We start from the raw sequence: 18,207 nt of genomic DNA, 5'->3' as shown, positions 1-18,207 counted from the left end.
CCCGTGTCCGACAAGCTCCCCCACTACGAATTGCTGATCCGCGGCGGCACCGTGATCGATGGCACCAAGGCACCGCGCTTCGACGCCGACGTCGGCATCGTCGGCGACCGCATCGTCGCCATCGGCAAGCTCGCGGGCCACATGGCGGAACAGACGATCGACGCCACCGGCCGCATCGTGGCGCCCGGCTTCATCGATTCGCACACGCACGACGACCAGGCGGTGCTGTCGCAGGCGCAGATGCCGTTCAAGGTGTCGCAGGGCGTGACCACGGTGGTGGCGGGCAACTGCGGCATCAGCGCCGCGCCGCTGCGCGAGGACATGGACCTGCCCATGCCGCTGAGCCTGCTTGATTCGCCCGCCGAAGGCCGCTTCACCAGCTTCGCCGCGTACCTCGACGCGCTGCGCGCGACACCGTCGTCGGTGAACGTGGCAGCGATGGTCGGCCATTCGACGCTGCGCGCGGTCGCCATGTCAGACCTCGACCGCCCCGCGAACGAGGCCGAGATCAAGGCCATGCAGGCGATGGTCGAGGAAGCGATGCAGGCCGGCGCCATCGGCCTGTCGACCGGCACCTTCTACCCGCCCGCGGTGAAGGCGACGACCGAGGAGATCATCGAGGTCGGCCGACCGCTGACTTCACGCAAGGCGCTGTACGTGACCCACATGCGCGACGAGAGCGACCGGGTGATGGAGTCGCTGGAGGAAACCTTCCACATCGGCCGCGCGCTGGGCATTCCGGTGGTGGTGTCGCACCACAAGGTTCAGAACACGCGCAACTTCGGCAAGACGAAGGTGACGCTGCCCTTCATCCAGGAGGCGATGAAGCACCAGTGCATCGGGCTCGACTGCTACCCCTACACGGCCGGCTCCACCATGATCCGCACCGACCGCGGGATGATGGAAGGCCGCGTGCTCATCGCCTCGAGCGTGCCGCACCCCGAATGCGCGGGCCGCGACCTGAAGGACATCGCAGCCGATTGGGGCGTGTCGGGCGAGGAAGCGGCCAAGCGCCTGCAACCCGGCAGCGCGATCTACTTCATGATGGACGAGGACGACGTGCAGCGCATCCTCGCGTTCGACGAAACCATGATCGGCTCCGACGGCATCCCGCTGGGCGACAAGCCGCATCCGCGCCTGTGGGGCACCTTCCCGCGCGTTCTGGGGCACTACAGCCGCGATGTGGGCCTGTTCCCGCTGGAGACGGCGGTGTGGAAGATGACCGGGCTCACCGCACGCAACTTCGGCCTGCACGAGCGCGGCACGCTGAAGCCGGGCCACCACGCCGATGTGGTGATCTTCGACGCCGCGACTGTGCGCGACACGGCCAACTACGAATCGCCGATGCAGCCTGCCGAAGGCATCGATGCGGTGATCGTCAACGGAGCCCTGACTTGGCGCAACGGGGCGCACTGCGGGGCGCGCAACGGGCAGGTGATCACGCGGCGCGAAGCGGCTGCCTGAGCGGGCTCAGTCGGGCGCGTTCATGACCCGGTCGAATTCCTCGTCGGCCGGTACGTTGTCCGCGTCGAGTTCGCTCGCATCGGAAAGATCGATCCCCGTCTCCTCCGAGAGATCGTCGCCCAGGTCGGCATCGGGCTCCTCGAAATCGTCGGCGGGCAGGTTGTCTTCATCGTCTTCGGAGGGCGAAGCGGATCGCGCGGTGGCGTTCATGATCTGTTCCTCGGCTTGTTTCTGACAGGCCCCCTATGGTGCGCCTGTTTCGGCCCTTGCGGTTCATCCGGCGCGAGGCTTCGGTGTCGGAAAGTTTCGCGCCGGCCCGAAGGAAGATCAGTCCTTGTGCACGTGCCCATGCTCACCGTGGCCGGGGGCGTCATGGCCGTGTTCGTGCCCATGCTCACCGTGCGCGAGGCGGCTGACCAGCGTGACCAGCGCGATGCCCGCCACCAGCCACAGGATCTGCGCTGCCGTCTGGCGCGCGGGCAGGCGCTTCTGCAGCTGCGGGATCAGGTCGGCCAGCGCCACGTAGACGAAGCTGCTGCCGGCCAGCACCAGGAAGTACGGCAGCAGGCCGTGCAGCTGGTCGACCAGCCACCAGCCCGCGATACCTCCCAGCGCGGTCATGGTGCCCGCGAGCGACACCTTCACCAGTGCCGCCCGCTGGTTGGCCGAGCTCTGGCGCAGTACGACGAGGTCGCCGATGTGGTGCGGGATCTCGTGCGCCAGCACCGCCAGCGCGGCCACCAGGCCCAGCCGGATGTCGGCGGTGAAGGCGGAGGCGATCAGGATGCCGTCGCCGAAGCAGTGCACGCTGTCGCCGGTGAGCACGGCCCAGCCGCCGGTGCGGGGCCCGTGGGCGTGGCCGTGGGAATGACCGTGGGCGTGGTCGTGTCCGTGGTGATCGTGGCCGTCCGTCCCGCCCTTCTCTTCACCGTGGTGATGCTCGTGCCCGTGATGCCATAGCTCCGCCTTGTCGAGCAGGAAGAAGAACACCAGCCCGAACAGCAGCATGCCGAACAGCAAGCCGGGCTCAATGCGGCTTTCGAAGGCTTCGGGCAGCAGGTGCATGAAGGCTGTGGCGAGCAGCGCACCGGCCGCCAGGCTCAGCAGGTGCTGCGGGTTCACGCCGCCCGAGCCGCTGCGCACGCCCACTTTCAACAGAAGAGCCGCGACCCACACGCTTCCGATACCGGCAACCAGGGTCGCCGCGATGATGACTATCAAATTCATAGCTGCTTGCGCAAGAAAGACGGCCGCCGGAACTTTTCCGGGGCCGCATACCGATCATAAAAAGAGAAAGGCCGTCACGAGGACGGCCTTCGGCGGGGATTGGCTGACGGGCGCCGTTCAGGCTACGCCGTTGGCTTTGAACCAGGCCGTGGCACGCTGCCAGCCGTCTTCCGCCGCGCTCCTGACATAGCTGGGGCGGTAGTCGGCATGGAACGCGTGACCCGCTTCGGGATACACGACGAAGCTCGACGCCTTGGCCGCCGGGGTTCCGGTTGCCAGAGCTGCTTTCATCTTATCAACCGTGTCAAGGGGGATGCCCTGGTCTTTCCCGCCGTAGAGGCCGAGCACGGGCGCCTGCAGGCTGGCGGCGACGTCGACGGGGTGCTTCGGCGTCAGCTCGCTGGCCTGGCCGACCAGCCGGCCGTACCAGGCGACGCCAGCCTTGACCTTGCCGGTGGCGGCATAGAGCCACACGACGCGGCCGCCCCAGCAAAAGCCGGTGATGGCGGCCTTGCCGGTGTCGCCGCCGTTGGCCTTGGCATAGGCCAGGGCGCCGTCGAGATCGGCCATGACCTGCGCGTCGGGCACCTTGGAGACGATGTCGGCCTGCAGCTTCGGAATGTCGGTGTAGCCGCGCGGGTCGCCCTGGCGGGCATACAGCTCGGGCGCGATGGCCAGGTAGCCCAGCTTGGCGAAGCGGCGGCAGGTGTCGGCGATGTATTCGTGCACGCCGAAGATTTCCTGCACCACCAGGATCACCGGCAGGCCGGTCTTGCCGGCGGGCGCGGCCGCATAGGCGGGCACCTCGAAGTCGCCGACGGCGTACTTGATGGGGCCTGCCTTCAGGCCGTCGGCCGGGGTGCTGATGGCGGACTGCGCCATCACCGGCATGACCGCTGCCGCGTAGCCGACGCCGATGGCGGCCTTGAGGGCGGTGCGGCGCGTGGCGCCCTGCTCGGTGCTGTCGCCGGGGCGAAGCGAATCGAAGTCGGAACGGCTGTCGTCGAGAGGCATTGATTGGGCTCCGGTTGAATCGTCGGACAAGGGGCGTGGCGCTGTGGAAAAACGCACGCCGCAATGTAGGCGAAATCGGCCGGCGGCCCTATGCCCCGAACTTCATTGGGGTTGGTGCGCCCCGTAGGCCCGCCGGGCCAGCGCCGCCGCCAGCACCTGTGCCGGATCGACCAGGTCCAGCCCCGCCACCGCGGCCGAGCCATGCAGGCCCAGCGGCACCTCGGTGCAGCCCATGATGATGGTGACGGGGCCATGGCGCTCGGCCAGCCTCAGCGCCACTTCGGAAAAGCATTGCTCGGCGAGCGGCATGTTGCCGGCCTTCACGCCTTCGAAGATGCCGCGCGTGATGGTCTCGCGCTCTTCGGGCGGCGGCACATGGCACTCCAGCCCCTCCTGGGCCAGCGCCTGCTCGTAGAGGCGGATGCGGTAGGTGCCTTCGGTGGCCATCAGCGCCACGCCCGTCGCACCCTGTGCCGCGAGGTGGCGCGCCGTCTCGCGCGCCATGTGCAGCAGCTCCACCTGCGGAAAGCGCTCCTGCAGGTTGGCGTGCCAGGCATGTGCCGTGTTGCATGCGATGGCCACCGTGCGGCTGCCGAGCGCCGCCAGCCGGCCCAGCGCCTGCAGCATCGGCTCCAGCGGCTGGTGCGCCCCCTGACCGGCCGAAGCCAGTGCCTCGGTACGGTCGGGCACCGGGACCTGCGCGAGCCAGTGCTCGGGAAAGGACTGGTCGCGCACCGGCTCGCCGCGCGCACGCATCTGCTGCGTGCAGGCCTGCACGAAAAGCCGCACGAAGTCGGCCCCCGCCGCCGGGCCCATGCCTCCAAGAATGCCGACAACCTGCGTCACTGCAACTTCCTTTTCTTTCTCTCTCCGCGCCGCTGTCAGGTCGCTGGCTTATCGCTCAGGGCCTTCAGGTTTTCCTTCAGCTGCGGGCTCATCGGCAGGTTCAGCGGCACGTTCTTCGGCGGGATAGGCTGCATGAACCACTTGTTGTAGAGCTTCTCGAACTCGCCGCTCTTCATCAGGCCGGCGAAGGTGTCGTCCACCAGCTTCTTGAAGGCTGGGTCGTCCTTGGGCAGCATGCAGGCGTAGGGCTCCACCTGCAGCGAGTCGCCCACCACCTCGTAGTCGCCCGGCGTCTTGGCGTTGGCGATCAAGCCGTAGAGGAGGATGTCGTCCATGGCGAAGGCCGCGACACGGTCGCTCTCGAGCAGCAGGAAGGCATCGGCGTGGTCCTTGCCGAGCACGATGTCCATGCCGAGGTTCTTCTCGATGTTGTACTTGCGCATGACCAGCACGTTGGTGGTGCCGGTGGTGCTGGCGACGGTCTTCTTCGCGAGGTCGGCGTAGTTCTTGATTTTGGAAGACTTCTTCACCAGCAGGCGCGTGCCCGTGTAGAAGTGGTTGATGGCGAAGGCCACGTCCTTGCCGCGCGCGGTGTTGTTGGTGGTGGAGCCGCACTCCAGGTCGATGGTGCCGTTGGTGATCAGCGGAATGCGGTTCTGCGAGGTCACGGGCATCAGCGCCACCTGCAGGTCGGGCTTGTTCAGTTTCTTCTTCACCGCCTCGACCACGGCATTGGACAGATCCACCGCCATCCCGATCGGCTTGCCGGGGCCCTCGAGGTAGCTGAAGGGCACCGACGATTCACGGTAGGCCAGCGTGATCTTGCCGGACTCGGCGATCTTGGCGAGCGTGTCGGCGGCCTGTGCGCCGGTGGCGGTGAAGAGCACCGTGGCGGCCATGGAAGCCATGAGGACGGAGAGTTTCATTCGAGCCTTCATTCGGTTGGACTGAACAGGCGGCCAGTGTAGGAACGGGCGAAACAAAACCACAAATTCCAATAGAAAGCTGATCCATGCCCAAAGGTTATGGGCAGGGGTGCTTTTGGCATTTCCGGTGCGGGCCGCGCGCGCCTACAGTCAAAGCCACCGTTCTGCCGAACATTCATTCAATCCATCCATCTCTCCGGAAAGCTGCCTCCATGCATGTGTGTGTGCTCGGCGCCGGCATCGTGGGCCTGGCGACCGCCTGGCAGCTCGAGCGCCAGGGCCATCAGGTCACCGTGATCGACCGCGCCGCTCCCGGCTCGGGCGCGAGCGGGGGCAACGGCGCGCAGCTGAGCTACTCGTACGTGCAGCCGCTGGCCGATCCTTCGATCTGGAAGCAGTTGCCCAAGCTGCTGCTTTCGTCTGCCTCGCCGCTCAAGCTGCGCCCGCAGCTCGATCCGCTGCAGTGGCGCTGGGGCATGGAGTTCCTCGCGGCCTGCAACGCGCGCACCTCGCGCGACACCACCGCGAGGCTGCTGGAGCTGGCCGCGTCGAGCCGCATCGAGTTCGAGGCCATGCGCGCCGAGCTCTCGCCCGACTGCGATTTCTCCGCCACCGGCAAGCTGGTGCTGTACGCCAGTGCCGCCTCTCTCGAGGGCGCGCGGGCGCAGCTCGAACTGCAGCGCAGCATGGGCAGCGAGCAGCGGCTGGTGACGCCCGAGGAATGCGTCGCCATCGAGCCCGCCCTCGCCAGCTACCGCGATCGGATGGCGGGCGCCGTCTACACGCCGAGCGAATGCGCGGCCGACTGCCTCAAGGTGTGCACGGAGCTGACGAAGGCACTTGGCGCGCGCGGCGTGCGCTTCATCACCGGCACCGACGTGCGCGGCTTCGTGCGCAACGGACGCCGCATCGCCGCCGTGCACACCGGCAGCGGCGACGTGGAAGCCGATGCCTTCGTGATGGCGCTGGGCTCGGCCTCGCACAAGCTGGGACGTGCGCTCGGCGCGTACCTGCCGGTCTATCCGCTCAAGGGCTACAGCATCACGGTGGACGTCGACCCCGCGCCCGGTGCCGCGCCGCGCGTGAACGTGACCGACAGCGCGCGCAAGGTGGTGTTCGCGCGCATCGGCTCGCGCCTGCGCGTGGCGGGCATGGCCGAGCTGGTTGGGCATGACGCGAGCATTCCGGCCACGCGCATCGAGACGCTGGCGGCCGCCACGCGCGCCCTCTTCCCGCATGCGAGCCGGCTCGAGCAACTGCACCCCTGGACAGGCATGCGCCCCGCCACGCCCAAGGGGCTGCCGATCATCGGACGGCTGGAGAGCGCGCCTTCGAACATGCTGTTCAACACCGGCCACGGCGCGCTCGGCTTCACACTGGCCTTCGGCTCGGCGCTGCGCGTGGCGCAGGCCCTGAAAACCTAGGCCCTAGATCGTGTCCTGTATCGCCTGCTGCATGCAGCGGGTGATTTCGCGCACCGCCACCGAATCGGGCCGCGCCGCGAAGCGCAGCGCACGGATCGGCACCGGGATGTGCGGCTCGAGCGTCAGCACGTCGACCTTGGCGCGGTCCGCCGAGCGCGCGGTGCAGCCGTCGACCAGCGCCACGCCGATGCCGTGGTGCGCCATCGCCAGCGCCGCGTGATAGGTCTGCACCGTGACCACCGCCTGCTGGAAGCCCACGCCTGCCTGCCGGCAGGCCTGGCTCAGGCTGGTGCCGACGGGGTCGCGGCTGTCCAGGCCGATCACCGGCCGGTCGACCAGGTCGTGCAGTGCCACCGAGCCGTTGCGCACCAGCGCGCGCGGCAGCATCCCCTTGGGCGCGATGCACACCATGCGGCTGTCGGCCAGCGTCTCCTGCGTGAGCGATGGGTGCACCGCCGGGCTGAAGGCGAAGCCCACGTCGGCCTCCTGCAGCAGCAGCGCCGACATGATCTGCGGCGAGTGCAGCGACTCCACCGTGATCGCGTAGCCCGGATGCTTCTCGCGGAACGCTTTCAGCGCGCGCGGCAGGATGTCGTAACTCAGGGCCAGCACGCTCAGGATGCGCAGCTCGCCGGTGTCGCCCGCCGTGCGCAGGTTGGCGGCGAGCCGCTGCACCTCGTCGAGCTGCGCGAACAGCCGCTCGATGTGCGGATACAGCGTGAGCGCCTCGGTGGTCGGCGTGAGCCGTCCCTTGGCGCGCTGGAACAACGGAAAGCCCAGCTGCAGCTCGGCATGCTGCAGCGTGCGGCTCACCGCCGGCTGGGTGATGTTGATGAGCCGCGCCGCCGCGCTCACGCTGCCCGTGAGCATGATCGCGTTGAAGACCTCGATGTGGCGCAGTCGCATGATGATCAGCGGCAGTTCATGCCTTCTTCGCGGAACACCGTGGAACCGGCTTTGCCGGGCCACTGGTGTTGCCCCCGGCGAGGGGGTTGGCGAAGCGACGCGAAGTGCGCGAAGCCTGGGGTGAGCTCACTTTCCTCGCGCGAGGTCCATGACCATCCGCGTGCCGAGGTACAGGCGCGGCTCGATCGAATTGACCAGCACGTACTCCGCATCGGCCGAATGTGCGCCGAAGCCTTGCAGGCCGAAGCGCTCGACCACCGGCGCCTTGGTCTTCAGCGCCGCGAAGGCCGCGTCGGTGCCGCCGCCGGCGGCCTTGTCGTCGGCGCCCAGCGGCAGGCCGAGTTCGTCCCTGTAGATCTGCTGTGCATGGCGGGCCATGGCGACCGAGGCTTCGGAGGACTCCAGCGGCGGACGGCGGCGCTCGAACTTCAGCTCGACCTTGGCCTCGGGAATGAGCTGCTTCTTCACGCGCTCGTTCACCTGCTGCTCGATACGGTCGTAGTCGCTCACCTTCAGCACGCGCACGTCCGCCGCGGCGGTGGCGCCGGCCGGGATCACGTTGCGGTTGGTTCCCGACTTGGAGATGGTCCAGTTCATCTTCAGGCCCGTGGCGGGGTCGGACAGATCGCGCATCTGCAGGATCTGGTGCGAGAGCTCGTACAGCGCATTCACGCCCAGCTCGGGCGCCGAGCCCGCATGCGAGGCCTTGCCCGTGACGTTCAGCGTGACCGAGGCGATGCCCGCGGTGGCGAGGGAGAGCTTGTCTTCCTTGATGGAGGCGCCTTCGAAGGACAGCACCGCATCGTGCTCGCCGCCCATGCGCGTGATGAGGGAGCGCGCGCCGGGCGAGCTGATTTCCTCGTCGCCGTTGATGAGCACGGTCAGCGTGCCGTATTCCTTGAACTTCATGGCCTGCAGCATCGACACGATGTGCGTGATGACGGCCACGCCCTGCTTGTCGTCGGCGATGCCCAGGCCGTAGGCCTTGTCGCCGTCGATGCGGAAAGGCTGCCTGTTGATCATGCCCACGGTGTAGACCGTGTCCATGTGCGCGATCAGCAGGATCTTCTTCTTGCCGGTGCCCTTGAAGGTGGCGCGCACCACGCGACCGATCTTCTCGGGCGTGTCCTCCATGCGATAGGCGTCGGCGCTCGGGTCGATCAGCTCGACCTCGCCGCCCAGCGCCTTGAACTTCGCGGCGATGAGATCGGAGATCTTCTCGAGGCCCTCGAGGTCGCGGCTGCCGGACTCGATGGAGACCAGCTCCTTCAGCGTGTCGAGCAGGGCCGGCTTTTCCTTGGCGGCAAGCGCGGCGATCTTCGCGTCGGGTGCCGCGAAGGCGCTGCCGAGGAAGGCGGCGCAGACTACGGCAAGCAGGAATTTGCGGTGAGGGAATCGGTTCATGTTCTTGCGTTTCTTCCTTCTGTGGCTGACTGGTTGTCTCGTCCTTGTCCGTTCCCTGCTCTCTTCTTCTTGATGTTCTTTCTCAGTGCGCCTTGTCCCAGTTGGGACCGACGCCGATCTCGGCCAGCAGCGGCACCTTCAGCGATGCGACGCCGGCCATGATGCGCGGGATCTCGGTGCGCACCCACTCGACCTCGGCCTCGGGCACCTCGAACACCAGTTCGTCGTGCACCTGCATGATCATCCGGGTCGCGCGCTTTTCCTCGTCAAGCACGTTCTGTACCTTGACCATGCTGAGCTTGATGAGGTCGGCCGCCGTGCCCTGCATCGGCGCGTTGATGGCCGCGCGCTCGGCGCCGCCGCGGCGCGGGCCGTTGGGCGAGTTGATCTCGGGCAGGTACAGGCGCCGGCCGAACACGGTCTCGACGTAGCCCTGCTCCTTGGCCAGCGCCTTGGTCTCGTCCATGTAGGCCTTCACGCCCGGATAGCGCGCGAAGTAGCGCTCGATGTAGGAAGCCGCGGCCTTGTTCTCGATGCCGAGGTTCTTCGCGAGCCCGAAGCTGCTCATGCCGTAGATCAGGCCGAAGTTGATGACCTTGGCGTAGCGGCGCTGCTCGCTCGACACCTGGTCGGGCGTGGAGCCGAACACCTCGGCGGCCGTCGCACGGTGCACGTCGATGCCTTCGGTGAAGGCGCGCAGCAGCGACTCGTCGCCGCTGATGTGGGCCATGATGCGCAACTCGATCTGCGAATAGTCGGCGCTGGCGATCACGCTGCCCTCGGGCGCCACGAAGGCCTCGCGCACGCGCCGGCCTTCGGGCGTGCGGATCGGGATGTTCTGCAGGTTCGGGTCGTTGCTGCTCAGCCGGCCGGTGACGGCCACGGCCTGCGCGTAGTGCGTGTGCACGCGTCCGGTGCGCGGGTTGGCGAGCTGGCCGAGCTTGTCGGTGTAGGTGCCCTTGAGCTTCGAGAGGCTGCGGTGCTCAAGGATCTTGGCCGGCAGCGGGTAGTCTTCAGCGAGTTTCTCGAGCACCTCTTCGTCGGTGCTCGGCGCGCCGCTCGGCGTCTTCTTGACCACGGGCAGGCCCAGCTTGGTGAAGAAGATCTCGCCGATCTGCTTGGGCGAGCCGAGGTTGAAGGGCTGGCCCGCGATCTCGTAGGCCTCCTGCTCCAGTTCCATGATGCGCTTGCCCAGCTCGTGGCTCTGAGTGGCCAGCGTGGGCGCGTCGATCAGCACGCCGTTGCGCTCGACGCGGTAGAGCGCCTCGCTCGAATCCATCTCGAGCTGGTAGATGAAGAGCAGCTTCTCGTCGGCCTGCAGGCGCGGCCAGAGCGTGTTGTGCACGTCGAGCGTCTGGTCGCTGTCCTCGCACGAGTATTCGGCGGCCTTGGCGATGTCGACCTGGCTGAACGGGATCTGGTGCGCGCCCTTGCCGCACAGGTCTTCGTAGGAGATGCCGCTGCGGCCCAGGTGGCGCTCGGCCAGGCTGGAAAGGCCGTGCGGCTTGTGCACTTCGAGCACGTAGCTCTGCAGCATGGTGTCGTGCGCGTAGCCCTGCACCTCGATGCCGTGGTTGGCGAACACATGCCGGTCGTACTTGATGTGCTGGCCGAGCTTCTTCTTCGCGCCGTTCTCCAGCCAGGGCCGCAGCTTCGCGAGCACCTCGTCGAAGGGCAGCTGCTGCGGCGCGTCGGGGTAGTTGTGCATCAGCGGGATGTACGCGGCCTCGCCGGGCGTGACGCTGAAGCTGATGCCCACGATCTGCGCGACCATCTCGTCGAGCGAGGTGGTCTCGGTGTCGATGGCGGCGAGATCGGCCGCCTCGAGCTTCGCGAGCCAGGCGTCGAGCTGTTCCCAGGTCGTGATGGTCTCGTACTTCAGGTTGCTCGCGGGAGAGGCGGCCTCCAGCGCCTGCATTTCGGAGGGCTCGTCGAACAGGCCGCCCTGGTCGGTGTCGGCCTTGCCGGAAGCCGCCTTCTTCTTGAGGTTTTCCTCGATCAGCTCGGGCGGCACGGCCTGCGCCTCGAGCCCCTTGACCAGGCTCTTGAAGCCGAACTTCTCGTAGAACGGCTTCAGCTCGGCCGTCTGCGGCGCACCCACCGGCAGCCCTTCGAGCGAAGGCAGGCCCGCGACGTGGCCGTCGAGGTCGCAGTCGGTGCGGATGGTCACGAGGCGCCTGCTCAGCGGCAGCTGTTCCATGGCCTGGCGCAGGTTCTCGCCCGCGGCGCCCTTCACTTCGGCGGCGCGCTCCATCAGCGCGTCGAGCGAGCCGTATTCGAGCAGCCACTTGGCGGCCGTCTTGGGGCCGACCTTGGGAACGCCGGGCACGTTGTCGACCGAGTCGCCCACCAACGTCTGGTAGTCGATCATCAGGCTGGGCGGCACGCCGAACTCGGCCGTGACGCCGGCCACGTCGCGCCGCTTGCCGTTCATCGTGTCGATGATGGTGATGTGCTCGTCGACCAGCTGGCTCAGGTCCTTGTCGCCGCTGGAGACGATGACTTCGACGCCCTGCGAGGAGGCGACCCGGGCGAGCGTGCCGATGACGTCGTCGGCCTCCACGTCGGGCACGCTGAGCACGGGCCAGCCGAGCAGCTTCACCACCTCGTGGATGGGTTCGATCTGGCTGCGCAGGTCGTCGGGCATCGGCGAGCGGTTGGCCTTGTACTCGGGGTACCAGTCGTCGCGGAAGGTCTTGCCGGGCGCGTCGAAGATGCAGGCGGCGTAGTCCGCGCGCACCTCGCGGCGCAGCGCGGTCATCATGTTGATCATTCCGCGGATGGCGCCGGTCGCCGGGCTCTTCGGGTCGCCGGGCACGGCCCGGAGGTCGGGCATGGCGTGGAAGGCGCGGTAGAGGTAGCTCGAGCCATCGACGAGCAGCAGCGTTTTCTTGTCGGTCATCGGGCCATTTTGCCGTGCCCGCAGCGGCGCCCGGAACCACGACGGCGCGAGGTGCCAACCGACGCCCCGGAAGCAGGCGCGCGCCTACAATGCATGCATGCCTAGCTCCACACTCCTGGTCGCCCGCCGCATCCTGCTGGCGCTGGCCTTCGCAACCCCCTTTGCCGCCGTGCAGGCGCAACAGGCCGCGCCCGCCCCCGCGGCGGCTCCGGCCGAGGCGCTCCCAAATCAGGAGCAGGCGAAGGCCGAGGGCCGACGAAACCAGAAGGTGGAAAACATCCACACAGAGGACAGCGGCGCATCGGTCGACGAGGTCCGCTACGGCGGCCGCACCCAGAGCATCAACGTCAAGCCCAAGTCGAACATGCCCGGCTACGAAGTGCTTCCGGCAGATGCCGCCACGGGTCGCCAGGGTTCGAGCGAAACAGGCGCCAACGGCCCCCGCGTCTGGAACGTGCTGAAGTTCTGACCGCAATGAGGTCTTCCGTTCTGGTTTTCGCGGCAGCAATGCGGCGCTGAGTACCTACCGCCATGGCAGTTTTTACCGAAGTCGGCTTCGGCGAGGCCGACGCGCTCGTCCAGAGCCTGGGCCTGGGCCCGCTGCGCGAGCTGCGCGGCATCGAGGGCGGCATCGAGAACACCAACTATTTCGCGACCACCGAGTCCGGCGAGTTCGTGCTGACGCTGTTCGAGCGCCTGAGCGCCGAGCAGCTGCCCTACTACCTTTGTCTGATGAAGCATCTGGCGGACGCAGGCCTGCCGGTGCCCGCGCCAGTCGCACTGCCCGAGCCCGAACCCGCCGGCAAGCCCCGCAAGGGCCAGCCGCCGGTGCCCCCGGAGGATTCGTGCGACCTGCTGCACCTCGTGGCCGGAAAGCCTGCTGCCGTTGTGCAGAAGCTCTCGGGCCGCAGCGAGCTGGCGCCAACCGCCGCGCACTGCACCGAGTTGGGCTCGATGCTGGCGCGCATGCATCTCGCGGGGCGCGACTACCCCCGCATCCAGCCAAACCTGCGCGGCCTGCCCTGGTGGAACGAGACGGTGCCGGTGGTGCTGCCATACATCGAGGAGCACCAGGCCGCCCTGCTGCGCGCAGAGCTGGCCTACCAGAACCACGTCGCCGAGTCGTCGGCCTATGCGGCGCTGCCGCGCGGTCCGGTGCACGCCGACATGTTCCGCGACAACGTGATGTTCGCGACCGACGGCGAGCCCGGCGCCGCCCCGCGCCTGACCGGCGTGTTCGACTTCTATTTCGCCGGCACCGACACCTGGCTGTTCGACCTGGCCGTGTGCCTGAACGACTGGGCCATCGACCTGTCCACCGGCCGCCACGACCCCGAGCGCGCAGACGCGCTGCTCTCGGCCTACGAGTCCGTGCGCGCGCTGAATGCAGCCGAGCGCGCCCTGCTGCCCGCGATGCTGCGCGCGGCGGCGCTGCGCTTCTGGATCTCGCGCCTGTGGGACTTCCATCTGCCGCGCGAGGCGAGCATGCTCAAGCCCCATGACCCCACGCACTTCGAGCGCGTGCTGCGCGAGCGCGCCACACATCCGCACGCCATGGCGCAGGCCCTCGAGCCGCTGCTGGCTGCCTGACCTTCACACATGAAACTCAACCTCGTGCCGGCGCGAACCGGCGTGGAATGGGTCCGCCTCGGACTCCGGAACTTCTGGCGGCAACCACTGGCCTTCGTGTCGCTGTTCATGCTGTTCATGGCGCTGATCTCGACGATCTCGCAGCTGCCTGTGATCGGCAGGTTCCTTCCGTTCGTGCTGCTGCCCTTCTCCACGCTGGGCTTCATGGTCGCGGCTTCGGTGGCCGACGCCTCGGCGAACGACAAGGCCGCGGCGGATGACGGCACGGCCGGCCCAAGGAGGCCGACCGGCGCGCTCATGTTCCTGTCGGTGGCGCAGGCCATGCGGGCCGAATGGCGCTCGCTGGCGGTGCTGGGCGTGATTTCGGCTGTGTATTGCCTGCTGACGGTGTTCGTGACCGCGGTCGTCGATGGCGGCCAGTTCATGCGCAGCTATTTCGCCGGGGAGGCTCCAGCCAAGGAAGTCATGGAGAGCAGCCGGTTCCAGGTGGCCAACCTGCTGCAGATGTGCCTGACGCTGCCGCTGATCGCCGCCATCTGGCATGCGCCTGCGCTGGTCCACTGGCACCGGGTGGAGCCGGTGAAGAGCATCTTCTTCAGCCTGGTCGCGATGTTCCGCAACTTCGGCGCCTATGCGCTGTACTGGCTGGCGTGGTGCGGCGTGCTGCTGCTCGGCCTGCTGGCGGCGGCGCTGATCGGCACCATCGTGATCGGCGTGGGCTCGCTGGGCTCCGGCAGCGGCGCGATGACGGCCGGCAACCTCCTGATGCTCGGCACGGTGCTGACGCTCGCGGCGATGACGCAGGCGTCGAACTGGTTCACCTTCCGCGACACCTTCTATCCCGACTGAGCGCCGCCGACGCGGCAGGCGCCCGCCGGGCGCCGGATCAGATCGGCGTGAGCTTGGCCACCGACAGCGCCAGCCACTTCACCCCATGACGCGCGAACTTGACCTGCGCGCGCGCATCGTCCCCGGTGCCCTCCAGCGCGGTCACCGTGCCTTCGCCGAACTTGTTGTGGAACACCTGCATGCCCGAGCGCAGGCCGTGCGACGGCGCGGCCTTCTGCGGCGGCACGGGCGGGCTGGAGAAGGTGTCCTTGTCGCGGCTTCCGCCTGAACTGCCGCCGTAGCCGCCACCGTATCCGCCAGAACCGCCGCGCGTGCTGCCGTAGCCGCCGCCATAGCCGAAGGCCGAGGGCGCGAAACCCTGGTTCTTGGGCGTGAGCCACTTGAGGGCGCCCTCGGGCAGTTCGTCGAAGAAGCGGCTCTTCACGTTGTAGCGAGTCTGGCCATGCAGCATGCGGGTCTGCGAGTGGCTGAGGTACAGGCGCTTGCGGGCGCGCGTGATCGCCACGTACATCAGCCGGCGCTCTTCCTCCAGCGCCTCGAAGTCGCTCATCGAGTTCTCGTGCGGGAACAGGCCCTCTTCCATGCCGGTGATGAAAACGCAGTCGAACTCCAGGCCCTTGGCGGCGTGCACGGTCATGAGCTGTACCGCGTCCTGACCCGCCTGCGCCTGGTTGTCGCCCGACTCGAGCGCGGCGTGCGTGAGGAAGGCGGCCAGCGGGCTCAGCGTTTCGCCGGTTTCGGCGTCGGGCGCGAGCGGCTCGTCGAGCACCGGGCGGTTCGGGTCCAGTCCCTGGCTCGCGGGCGACTGGCGCAGTTCGTCGACCGGCAGCGCCACAGCGTCGCGGCCGAAGCCTTCCTGCGTGACGAAGCTTTCGGCCGCGTTCACCAGTTCATCCAGGTTCTCGATGCGGTCGGCGCCTTCGCGGTCGGCCCTGTAGTGCTCCACCAACCCGCTGTGGTCGAGCACCAGTTCGATGATCTCGCGCAGGCTCGCGCCCTGGGTCTGCTCGCGCAGCACGTCGATCTTGGCGACGAAACCGGTGAGGTTGGCGCCCGCCTTGCCGCCGACCACGCTCACCGCGTCGTGCAGCGAGCGGTTGGCGGCACGCGCCGCGTCCTGCAGTGTTTCGAGCGTGCGCGCGCCGATGCCGCGCGGCGGGAAGTTGACGACGCGCAGGAAGCTGGTGTCGTCGTCCTTGTTCTCCAGCAGGCGCAGGTAAGCCAGTGCATGCTTGATTTCCGCGCGCTCGAAGAAGCGCAGGCCGCCATACACGCGGTACGGCACGGAGGCATTGAAGAGCGCGGTTTCGATCACCCGACTCTGCGCGTTGCTGCGGTAGAGCACGGCCATTTCCTTGCGCTCATAGCCATCGCGCACCAGTTGGCGCATTTCCTCGACCATCCACTGCGCCTCGGCGAGGTCGGTGGGTGCCTCGTACACGCGCACGGGCTCGCCGGGGCCCTGGTCGGTGCGCAGGTTCTTGCCCAGTCGCTTCTTGTTGTGGCCGATGAGCTCGTTGGCGGAATCGAGGATGTTGCTGTAGCTGCGGTAGTTCTGCTCCAGCTTGATCTGGTGGCGCACGTCGAACTCGCGCACGAAGTCGGTCATGTTGCCCACGCGCGCGCCGCGAAAGGCGTAGATGCTCTGGTCGTCGTCGCCCACGGCGATCACGCTGTTGTGCTGGCCCGGCACGAATCGGCCCTCGACGGTGTTGCCGGCGAGCATCTTGATCCACGCGTACTGCAGGCGGTTGGTGTCCTGGAACTCGTCGATCAGGATGTGGCGGAAGCGCCGCTGGTAGTGCTCGCGCACGGGTTCGTTGTCACGCAGCAGTTCGTAGCTGCGCAGCATGAGTTCGCCGAAGTCGACCACGCCCTCGCGCTGGCACTGCTCCTCGTACAGGCGGTAGAGCTCGACCTTCTTGCGGTCGTCGTCGTTGCGCACCTCGATGGCGTCGGGGCGCAGGCCGTCCTCCTTGGCGCCGGCGATAAACCACTGGGTCTGCTTGGCGGGAAAGCGCTCGTCGTCGACGTTGAACTGCTTCATCAGGCGCTTGATGGCCGAGAGCTGGTCCTGCGTGTCGAGGATCTGGAAGGTGGAAGGCAGGTTGGCCAGCTTCCAGTGCGCGCGCAGCAGGCGGTTGCACAGGCCGTGGAAGGTGCCGATCCACATGCCGCGCACGTTGACGGGCAGCATCGCCGTCAGGCGCGTCATCATTTCCTTGGCGGCCTTGTTGGTGAAGGTCACGGCGAGGATGCCGCCTGCGGACACTTGGCCCGTCTGCAGCAGCCAGGCGATGCGGGTGGTGAGCACGCGCGTCTTGCCGGAGCCGGCGCCTGCCAGGATGAGAGCGTTGCCTTCGGGCAACGTGACCGCGGCGAGCTGCTCCGCGTTCAGGTTCTGCAGCAGCGGCAGCGCTGGGGGATTGGCGTCGGCCGCGGGATCGTTAAACAACATCCCCCAATTGTAGAAACCACGGCGTATGCGGGTTATATGAAGAAGCGGAAGACCCGGCTTCGCGAGTCCGCGTAAAATCAATCACCGGGCCCAAGTTTCTTGCGCCCGGTTTTTTGTGGGCGTTTCCTTTGCGAAACGTACTGCAGAGGCCGGCCGGACCAAGCGCTCATTCGTTTCTTTCAACGATTCTCTTCAGGAGCCTGGTCATGCAGATTTTCGATTACGACAACATCCTCCTCCTCCCGCGCAAGTGCCGCGTGGAGAGCCGTTCCGAGTGCGACACCAGCGTCACGCTGGGCGAGCGCTGCTTCCGCCTGCCGGTGGTTCCCGCCAACATGAAGACGGTGGTCGACGAGTCGATCTGCCTGTGGCTGGCGCAGAACGGCTACTTCTACGTGATGCACCGCTTCGACCTCGACAACGTCAAGTTCGTCAAGGACATGCAGGGCAAGGGCGTATTCGCCTCCATCTCGCTGGGCGTGAAGAAGGCCGACTACGACACCGTCGACCAGCTGGCGGCCCAGGGCCTCGTGCCCGAGTACGTCACGATCGACATCGCGCACGGCCACGCCGACAGCGTGAAGAACATGATCGGCTACCTCAAGCAGAAGCTGCCGAAGACCTTCGTGATCGCAGGCAACGTCGGCACGCCCGAGGCCGTGATCGACCTCGAGAACTGGGGCGCCGACGCGACGAAGGTCGGCATCGGCCCGGGCAAGGTCTGCATCACCAAGCTCAAGACCGGGTTCGGCACGGGTGGCTGGCAGCTGTCGGCGCTGAAGTGGTGCGCCCGCGTGGCGACCAAGCCGATCATTGCCGACGGCGGCATCCGCGACCACGGCGACATCGCCAAGAGCGTGCGCTTCGGCGCGTCGATGGTCATGATCGGCTCGCTGTTCGCGGGGCACGAGGAGTCGCCGGGCAAGACCGTGGAGGTCGACGGCAAGCTCTTCAAGGAGTACTACGGCTCGGCCAGCGACTTCAACAAGGGCGAGTACAAGCACGTCGAGGGCAAGCGCATCCTCGAACCCATCAAGGGCAAGCTGGCCGACACGCTGATCGAGATGGAGCAGGACGTGCAGAGCTCGATCAGCTACGCCGGCGGCCGCGCGCTGATGGACATCCGCAAGGTCAACTACGTGACGCTCGGCGGCGACAACGCCGGCGAACACCTGCTGATGTAACTGGCTTCCTCAG

The 18,207-nt window shown here is 67.3% G+C and carries 15 protein-coding genes; 6 read left to right on the top strand and 9 right to left on the bottom strand.

What is annotated here, in order from left to right; translation table 11 throughout:
• The first annotated feature begins 3 nt into the window (after positions 1 to 3).
• A complete protein-coding gene (locus ABL844_RS08775; protein ID WP_418131013.1) occupies positions 4 to 1,464 on the top strand; it encodes an N-acyl-D-amino-acid deacylase family protein in 1,461 nt (486 codons plus the stop codon).
• A 6-nt stretch (positions 1,465 to 1,470) separates the two neighbouring features.
• Here the strand turns inward: ABL844_RS08775 and ABL844_RS08770 are convergent, their stop codons facing one another.
• The 5 genes from ABL844_RS08770 to ABL844_RS08750 all read right to left on the bottom strand — a co-directional run bounded on the left by ABL844_RS08770 (position 1,471) and on the right by ABL844_RS08750 (position 5,477).
• Positions 1,471 to 1,674: a hypothetical protein gene (locus ABL844_RS08770; protein WP_126022848.1), complete on the bottom strand. Its 204-nt coding sequence runs from the start codon at positions 1,672 to 1,674 to the stop codon at positions 1,471 to 1,473.
• A gap of 117 nt (positions 1,675 to 1,791) precedes the next feature.
• Positions 1,792 to 2,691: a ZIP family metal transporter gene (locus tag ABL844_RS08765; protein WP_418131012.1), complete on the bottom strand. Its 900-nt coding sequence runs from the start codon at positions 2,689 to 2,691 to the stop codon at positions 1,792 to 1,794.
• Positions 2,692 to 2,808: 117 nt separating this feature from the next.
• A complete protein-coding gene (locus ABL844_RS08760; protein ID WP_418131011.1) occupies positions 2,809 to 3,705 on the bottom strand; it encodes a dienelactone hydrolase family protein in 897 nt (298 codons plus the stop codon).
• Between the two features lie 102 nt (positions 3,706 to 3,807).
• Positions 3,808 to 4,521, bottom strand: coding sequence for an aspartate/glutamate racemase family protein (locus tag ABL844_RS08755; RefSeq protein WP_418131890.1), 714 nt, complete (start codon positions 4,519 to 4,521; stop codon positions 3,808 to 3,810).
• Between the two features lie 65 nt (positions 4,522 to 4,586).
• Complete coding sequence (locus ABL844_RS08750) at positions 4,587 to 5,477, bottom strand: transporter substrate-binding domain-containing protein (RefSeq protein ID WP_369659081.1); 891 nt, start codon at positions 5,475 to 5,477, stop codon at positions 4,587 to 4,589.
• A gap of 212 nt (positions 5,478 to 5,689) precedes the next feature.
• On the opposite strand from ABL844_RS08750, the gene ABL844_RS08745 reads away from it, so the two are divergent.
• On the top strand, positions 5,690 to 6,901 hold the full coding sequence (locus ABL844_RS08745) for a D-amino acid dehydrogenase (RefSeq protein ID WP_418131010.1): 1,212 nt from the start codon (positions 5,690 to 5,692) through the stop codon (positions 6,899 to 6,901).
• 3 nt (positions 6,902 to 6,904) lie between these two features.
• Here ABL844_RS08745 and ABL844_RS08740 read toward each other — a convergent pair whose 3' ends face one another.
• From ABL844_RS08740 to polA, 3 genes are all read right to left on the bottom strand, one after another.
• Complete coding sequence (locus ABL844_RS08740) at positions 6,905 to 7,807, bottom strand: LysR family transcriptional regulator (RefSeq protein ID WP_126022843.1); 903 nt, start codon at positions 7,805 to 7,807, stop codon at positions 6,905 to 6,907.
• A 126-nt stretch (positions 7,808 to 7,933) separates the two neighbouring features.
• The gene (locus ABL844_RS08735; protein WP_418131009.1) at positions 7,934 to 9,211 is read right to left on the bottom strand and encodes a M20/M25/M40 family metallo-hydrolase; all 1,278 of its coding nucleotides are present in this window, start codon (positions 9,209 to 9,211) and stop codon (positions 7,934 to 7,936) included.
• A gap of 82 nt (positions 9,212 to 9,293) precedes the next feature.
• Positions 9,294 to 12,113: a DNA polymerase I gene (polA, locus tag ABL844_RS08730; protein WP_418131008.1), complete on the bottom strand. Its 2,820-nt coding sequence runs from the start codon at positions 12,111 to 12,113 to the stop codon at positions 9,294 to 9,296.
• Positions 12,114 to 12,210: 97 nt separating this feature from the next.
• Here polA and ABL844_RS08725 point away from each other — a divergent pair, with 97 nt between their 5' ends.
• From ABL844_RS08725 to ABL844_RS08715, 3 genes are all read left to right on the top strand, one after another.
• The gene (locus ABL844_RS08725) at positions 12,211 to 12,582 is read left to right on the top strand and encodes a hypothetical protein (protein WP_126022840.1); all 372 of its coding nucleotides are present in this window, start codon (positions 12,211 to 12,213) and stop codon (positions 12,580 to 12,582) included.
• A gap of 62 nt (positions 12,583 to 12,644) precedes the next feature.
• A complete protein-coding gene (locus tag ABL844_RS08720; RefSeq protein WP_418131007.1) occupies positions 12,645 to 13,703 on the top strand; it encodes a homoserine kinase in 1,059 nt (352 codons plus the stop codon).
• 9 nt (positions 13,704 to 13,712) lie between these two features.
• Positions 13,713 to 14,552 carry a BPSS1780 family membrane protein gene (locus tag ABL844_RS08715; protein WP_418131006.1) on the top strand — a complete coding sequence of 280 codons (840 nt, stop codon included), beginning with the start codon at positions 13,713 to 13,715 and terminating at the stop codon, positions 14,550 to 14,552.
• Between the two features lie 37 nt (positions 14,553 to 14,589).
• Here ABL844_RS08715 and ABL844_RS08710 read toward each other — a convergent pair whose 3' ends face one another.
• A complete protein-coding gene (locus tag ABL844_RS08710; protein ID WP_369659085.1) occupies positions 14,590 to 17,010 on the bottom strand; it encodes a UvrD-helicase domain-containing protein in 2,421 nt (806 codons plus the stop codon).
• Between the two features lie 206 nt (positions 17,011 to 17,216).
• On the opposite strand from ABL844_RS08710, the gene ABL844_RS08705 reads away from it, so the two are divergent.
• Entirely contained in the window at positions 17,217 to 18,194 is a 978-nt protein-coding gene (locus ABL844_RS08705) for a GMP reductase (protein ID WP_184635701.1), read from the top strand.
• Positions 18,195 to 18,207: the final 13 nt, after the last annotated feature.

Source organism: Variovorax sp. 278MFTsu5.1 (genome assembly GCF_048305045.1).
Taxonomy (GTDB): domain Bacteria; phylum Pseudomonadota; class Gammaproteobacteria; order Burkholderiales; family Burkholderiaceae_C; genus Variovorax; species Variovorax guangxiensis.
Note: the sequence above shows the minus strand (reverse complement) of the source record. Positions and strands in the feature narration are given on the sequence as shown.

Coding starts and splice junctions, on each gene's coding strand:
- ABL844_RS08770 (WP_126022848.1), bottom strand. CDS start 1,674: ATGAACGCCACCGCGCGATCCGCTTCGCCCTCCGAAGACGATGAAGAC.
- ABL844_RS08765 (WP_418131012.1), bottom strand. CDS start 2,691: ATGAATTTGATAGTCATCATCGCGGCGACCCTGGTTGCCGGTATCGGA.
- ABL844_RS08760 (WP_418131011.1), bottom strand. CDS start 3,705: ATGCCTCTCGACGACAGCCGTTCCGACTTCGATTCGCTTCGCCCCGGC.
- ABL844_RS08755 (WP_418131890.1), bottom strand. CDS start 4,521: ATGGGCCCGGCGGCGGGGGCCGACTTCGTGCGGCTTTTCGTGCAGGCC.
- ABL844_RS08750 (WP_369659081.1), bottom strand. CDS start 5,477: ATGAAACTCTCCGTCCTCATGGCTTCCATGGCCGCCACGGTGCTCTTC.
- ABL844_RS08745 (WP_418131010.1), top strand. CDS start 5,690: ATGCATGTGTGTGTGCTCGGCGCCGGCATCGTGGGCCTGGCGACCGCC.
- ABL844_RS08740 (WP_126022843.1), bottom strand. CDS start 7,807: ATGCGACTGCGCCACATCGAGGTCTTCAACGCGATCATGCTCACGGGC.
- ABL844_RS08735 (WP_418131009.1), bottom strand. CDS start 9,211: ATGAACCGATTCCCTCACCGCAAATTCCTGCTTGCCGTAGTCTGCGCC.
- polA (WP_418131008.1), bottom strand. CDS start 12,113: ATGACCGACAAGAAAACGCTGCTGCTCGTCGATGGCTCGAGCTACCTC.
- ABL844_RS08725 (WP_126022840.1), top strand. CDS start 12,211: ATGCCTAGCTCCACACTCCTGGTCGCCCGCCGCATCCTGCTGGCGCTG.
- ABL844_RS08720 (WP_418131007.1), top strand. CDS start 12,645: ATGGCAGTTTTTACCGAAGTCGGCTTCGGCGAGGCCGACGCGCTCGTC.
- ABL844_RS08715 (WP_418131006.1), top strand. CDS start 13,713: ATGAAACTCAACCTCGTGCCGGCGCGAACCGGCGTGGAATGGGTCCGC.
- ABL844_RS08710 (WP_369659085.1), bottom strand. CDS start 17,010: ATGTTGTTTAACGATCCCGCGGCCGACGCCAATCCCCCAGCGCTGCCG.
- ABL844_RS08705 (WP_184635701.1), top strand. CDS start 17,217: ATGCAGATTTTCGATTACGACAACATCCTCCTCCTCCCGCGCAAGTGC.